Source organism: uncultured Caldilinea sp. (assembly GCF_937128415.1).
GTDB lineage: Bacteria > Chloroflexota > Anaerolineae > Caldilineales > Caldilineaceae > Caldilinea.
Genome location: NZ_CAKZMJ010000100.1, coordinates 1 through 4,551 on the forward strand (window position 1 = coordinate 1; position 4,551 = coordinate 4,551).

Consider the following 4,551-nt stretch of genomic DNA (forward strand, 5'->3'; position numbering starts at 1 on the left):
GCCGCCGATGATCACAAGCCGCGCCGCAGAAGGCAGCGTGTTCTGCGCCATGGGGAAGCTCTCCTTTGGAAGATGCAACCGATGAGGCGTGAAATCTACGGAATGAGAGAAGTTTCGCCGATCAGGCTGCGGCCTGTCAAGGCGGCTTCTGGGCCTCGACAACCGGCTCAAGTGGACGCAGCGCGCGGCTGCGCTTCCTTTGAATTAACACCTTGCGGTCTGCCGAAAGCGCGCGGCTGGAAGTCGCACCTTCGATTCGCCGGTTTCCCTTCAGATGGTTTTTGCTCTTTGTCAAAATTCACCCAGCACGTTCCCCATCTGTTCCACGCCATAGCCGCCCAACGACTCGACGGCGGCGGCGAAGCCTGACGCCCGATCGCGGATGATCTCGAGCAGCGGCTGCAACAGCGGCGACTCATAATGCTCCTGGGGGATCACAAGGTCGTAGCGTTCGTCGAAGAGCGGAACAAAGTCGAGGTCGAGCGCCCGCGCCGCCGCCAGGATGCCCAGCCCACAGTCGGCTGCGCCGCTCCGGACCGCAGCGGCGACGGCCAGATGCGTGTACTCCATGCGGTCGTAGCCCTGGATGCGTCGGGGATTGACTCCTCGCTTTTTGAGCTCGTAATCGAGCAGGACGCGCGTGCCCGCCCCACGTTGACGATTGACGAAGATCACATCCTCGCGCAGCAGATCCTCCAGCGACTCCACTCGCTTCGGGTTGCCTTTGGGGACGATCAACCCTTGGGTGCGACGGACAAAGCCGAGCAACACGCCGTGCACGCCCTGTTCGCCCAACATTTTTTGGACGTAGCCGATGTTGTATTCGCCGCTTTCTTCATCGAGCAGGTGGCTGCCGGCCAGATGCGCCTCGTTGCGTTGCAGGGCAAGCAGGCCGCTGACGCTGCCGACGTGGCTCGAGGAAAGGCGCAGGTGAGGATGACGGCGTTGCAGAAAATCGGCGAGCAGGTCGAGCGTCATGTCGTGGCTGCCGATGGCGACGATGGTGTTGTCGATCGTGCGCGGGGAGCGCAGCAGTTCGACCTTCACCGTCTCGCCGGCGTGATAGCCTTCGGAGAAACGCGGGATCGTCACGATGCCGTCGGCCTTGACCAGCGACATGAGCACGCCTGCGCCCGTGGAGAGCGGCGTCGCCACCACGCGGCCGCCGACGCGACCCAGCGAAACGCGTAGAAACTCGTCCTCGCCCATGGGCGAGAGCACCTTGCGCGTGAGCACCGCTTCGATCACAGGCCGCTCCGGCGGCGGTTGCCCCTGCCAGCGATAGAGCAGCGGCCGCACAATGATGTCAAAAGTCATCGCCGCCGAAACAGGATAGCCCGGAATGCCTGCGATCGCCCGGTGGCGCGCCACGCCCAGGATCACCGGATGGCCCGGTCGAATGGCAATGCCGTGCACGCAGAGCACGCCCAGCTCGCGCACGATCGAGGCGGTGAAATCTTCCGAACCGGCCGAAGAGCCGGCGTTGACGACCACCAGGTCATGGTCGACAAGCGCCTGTTCGACTGCTTTCTGGATCGCCTTGCGGTCGTCCGCCTCGATCGGCAGGCGCGTGACGAGCGCGCCCGCCTCTTCCGCCATGGCGCCCAACACCAGCGAGTTGTACTCGATGATGTCGCCCGGCTTGAGCGGCTCGCCCGGCTTGACCAGCTCCGTGCCGGTCGGGAGAATGGCGACGCGCGGGCGACGATAGACCGTCACTTCCGTATGGCCGCTGCCGGCGATGGCGCCGATGTCCTGCGGGCGGATGCGGTGGTTGGCGGGCAAGACCAGCTCGGTCGCTACGATGTCCTCGCCCATCGGCCGCACGTAGCGCCAGGGGGGCGTCGACGCCAGAATCTCAATGTAATCGCCGTCGGGACGGGAGACCAGATGCGTGTTCTCGATCATGATGACGGCGTTCGCATCGCCCGGCAGCGGGTCGCCCGTATCGACCGGGATGGCCTGCTCGCCGACCTTGAGCAACAGGGGGGTGGTCTCTGTGGCGCCGCGCGTTGCTTCGGCGCGCACGGCGTAACCGTCCATTGCGGCTGCGTGATAGTGAGGCGAGGAAATCTTCGCCCACACCGGCTCGGCCGTAACTCGCCCTAGCGCCTGCTCGAGCGGAATCGTTTCTGCGGGAAGCGGCTGCAAGAGGCCATGCTCCGCCAGGACGGCATGCCAGCGCTCCAGCGCCTCGCTCAACGCCACGTCTTGCAGATAGATGTTGCGCGATTCGAGATTCATAGCGGTCACCAGATGGAAAGTGTTTGCTTTTTGTGTTCGATGCAGGCAAAACGTCTATCCAAGCGTCACCGCGACCCACTCTCCTGCTCGCAGGCCGTTGGAATCGAGCGGAATCTTGATCACGCCTTCTGCGTTGACCAGCGTATAGATGAGGTTGGATTTGCCGAGGACCGGAACCGCCCACAGCTCGCCCTCTCTCTCCTCCAGCCGCACCTGGACGTAGTCCTCGCGGCCGGCGTCGGAGGCAAGGTTGCGGGCGAGGCGGGCGCGCACCGTCGTTCGCGGGGGAGGCGCCGCGCCCATCGCAACGCAGATGGCGGGCGTGATAAAGAGCTCGAAGATCACCATCGCCGAGACCGGATTGCCGGGCAGGCCGAAGACCGCCTTGCCGTCGCACACGGCGAGGATGGTCGGCTTGCCGGGCTTGACGCTGACGCCATGCACCAGCACGCCGGGCTTGCCCAGGTCGTTGATGACCTCGGCGGTCATGTCGCGGTAGCTCACGGAGCTGCCTGCAGAGAAGACGACGATGTCACACTCCTGGATCGCGCGGCGGGCGACGGCTTCCAGCGCAGCGCGATCGTCCGGGACGACGCCGTAGCGCAACGCCCGCGCGCCGGCGCTTTGGGCCAGCGCCGCCAACGAATAGGAGTTGATGTCGCGCACCTGGCCTGGTGCAGGGCGCTGCTCCGGCGGCACGACTTCATCGCCGGTCGAGATGACGCCCACGACCGGCGACGCAGCCACGTCGATTTCGACGATGCCCAACGCCATTAAGCCGCCGATGTCCTGGGCGCGCAGGCGATGACCGGACTTCAGGATCGGCTGCCCGAGACGAATGTCCTCGCCGATCTGGACGACGTTCTGGCCTTCGGCCACCGGCTGAAAGACTTCGATGTTGCGCTCGTCGACGCGTTGCGTGTGCTCGATCATGACGACGGCGTCGGCGCCGGGGGGGATCATGCCGCCTGTGTGGACGAGCGCGGCTTCGCCCGGGCCGATTGGGAAGGTCGCCGCCTTGCCCATCGGCACTTCGCCGACGACGGTGAGAAGCGCCGGCAGCCCCGGCGACGCGCCGTAGGTGTCGACGGCGGCCACGGCGTAACCGTCGACGGTGGAGCGGGCAAACTCCGGCAGATTCTGCGGCGAGGTCAACTGCGTCGCCAGCACGCGTCCAAGCGCGTCGGCGGTGGCGATGCGTTCGACGCGCACCTGAGGTCGATACTGTTCGGCGAAGCGCGCCCAGGCGTCGGCGGGCGTATGGACGGTGAAAAGTTCGGTTGGCATAGGTCAATCACGGAGTCATCGCAAGCAATTGAAGCGCAGATTGCCACTCTTCGGGCGTGTTGACGTTGATGAACGAGCGCAGCTCCGGATCGACGCTGCGCAGGATCTCTTCATGGACGTAGCAGGTGCGCACGTCTCCCATGAAGCTGATCACGCGACGCTGCCCCTGCGCCAGCCGCGCCTCAATGGCGGGCAGGCAGCGCCGATGATAGAGCGCATGAAGCGGCTCTTCGTAGCCGCCGACCACCGGCACGACGGCGTCCCAGCGGTCGCCCTGAGCGTCCTGTTCGGCGGCGAAGCGGGCGAGCAGGGCGAACACCCCTGCGTCGACGAACGGCAGGTCGCACGCCACGACGATAGCCCATCCTTCCGCATGTTGCAGGCCGGTGGCGATGCCGCCCAGTGTGCCCGTTCCCGGGTAGGCGTCAGGCGTGAAGAACGCGTGGGCCGGTAGATGCGCCTTTTCCGGCAGCGTAGGGTCATTGGCGACCACGATCAGTCGATTGAGCGGCAACCTCGATAAGCGCTGCGCTACATGGGCGATCAGTGGCAGGTTGTCGGGCGGAACAGGCAACAGCGCCTTAGGACGCCCCATGCGTCGACTCTCGCCGCCGGCGTTGATAATTAGATCGCAGTGAAAAGATCCAAACGATTCAAACATCGAGACGGTCTTCTGGACTGTTTTCGCAGACGGGACGCTGAAAGACGGCGCACTTGAACAGCGTCGGCCCTGTCATTATAGCAACATCTTGACGAATTGCACTTTCGCCGCGTAGAAAGTTCTTAGGGACGCAACGAACCTGTGCAGTTTTAGAGCGATTGCTCTCTGGCGTGCTCGAATCGTCCAATGCGGCGTCTACGACTTTTCTGACGGTGCAGACGTCGCCGTCGGACTTCACATTTATCTTTTATCTGACGTCCATCTGATTTGACAGTTATAGTTGGGAGGTGTAGATTTAGGATTTGTGCCCTGCGGGAGGGCGAGGCTGCTGACGGGGAGGCGAGAGGCGCCTGCGTCGG

3 protein-coding genes are annotated in these 4,551 nt (G+C 64.3%); all 3 read right to left on the bottom strand.

The genetic code is table 11. The annotated features are described in order from the left end of the window. Positions 1-291: 291 nt before the first annotated feature. From Q0367_RS19785 to Q0367_RS19795, 3 genes are read right to left on the bottom strand one after another with little or no spacing between them, the layout of a single operon-like run. Positions 292-2,244 carry a molybdopterin biosynthesis protein gene (locus Q0367_RS19785; protein WP_298984316.1) on the bottom strand — a complete coding sequence of 651 codons (1,953 nt, stop codon included), beginning with the start codon at positions 2,242-2,244 and terminating at the stop codon, positions 292-294. 54 nt (positions 2,245-2,298) lie between these two features. After that, the gene (glp, locus tag Q0367_RS19790; RefSeq protein ID WP_298984318.1) at positions 2,299-3,531 is read right to left on the bottom strand and encodes a gephyrin-like molybdotransferase Glp; all 1,233 of its coding nucleotides are present in this window, start codon (positions 3,529-3,531) and stop codon (positions 2,299-2,301) included. 7 nt (positions 3,532-3,538) lie between these two features. Beyond that, positions 3,539-4,192: a molybdenum cofactor guanylyltransferase gene (locus Q0367_RS19795; RefSeq protein ID WP_297640130.1), complete on the bottom strand. Its 654-nt coding sequence runs from the start codon at positions 4,190-4,192 to the stop codon at positions 3,539-3,541. Positions 4,193-4,551: the final 359 nt, after the last annotated feature.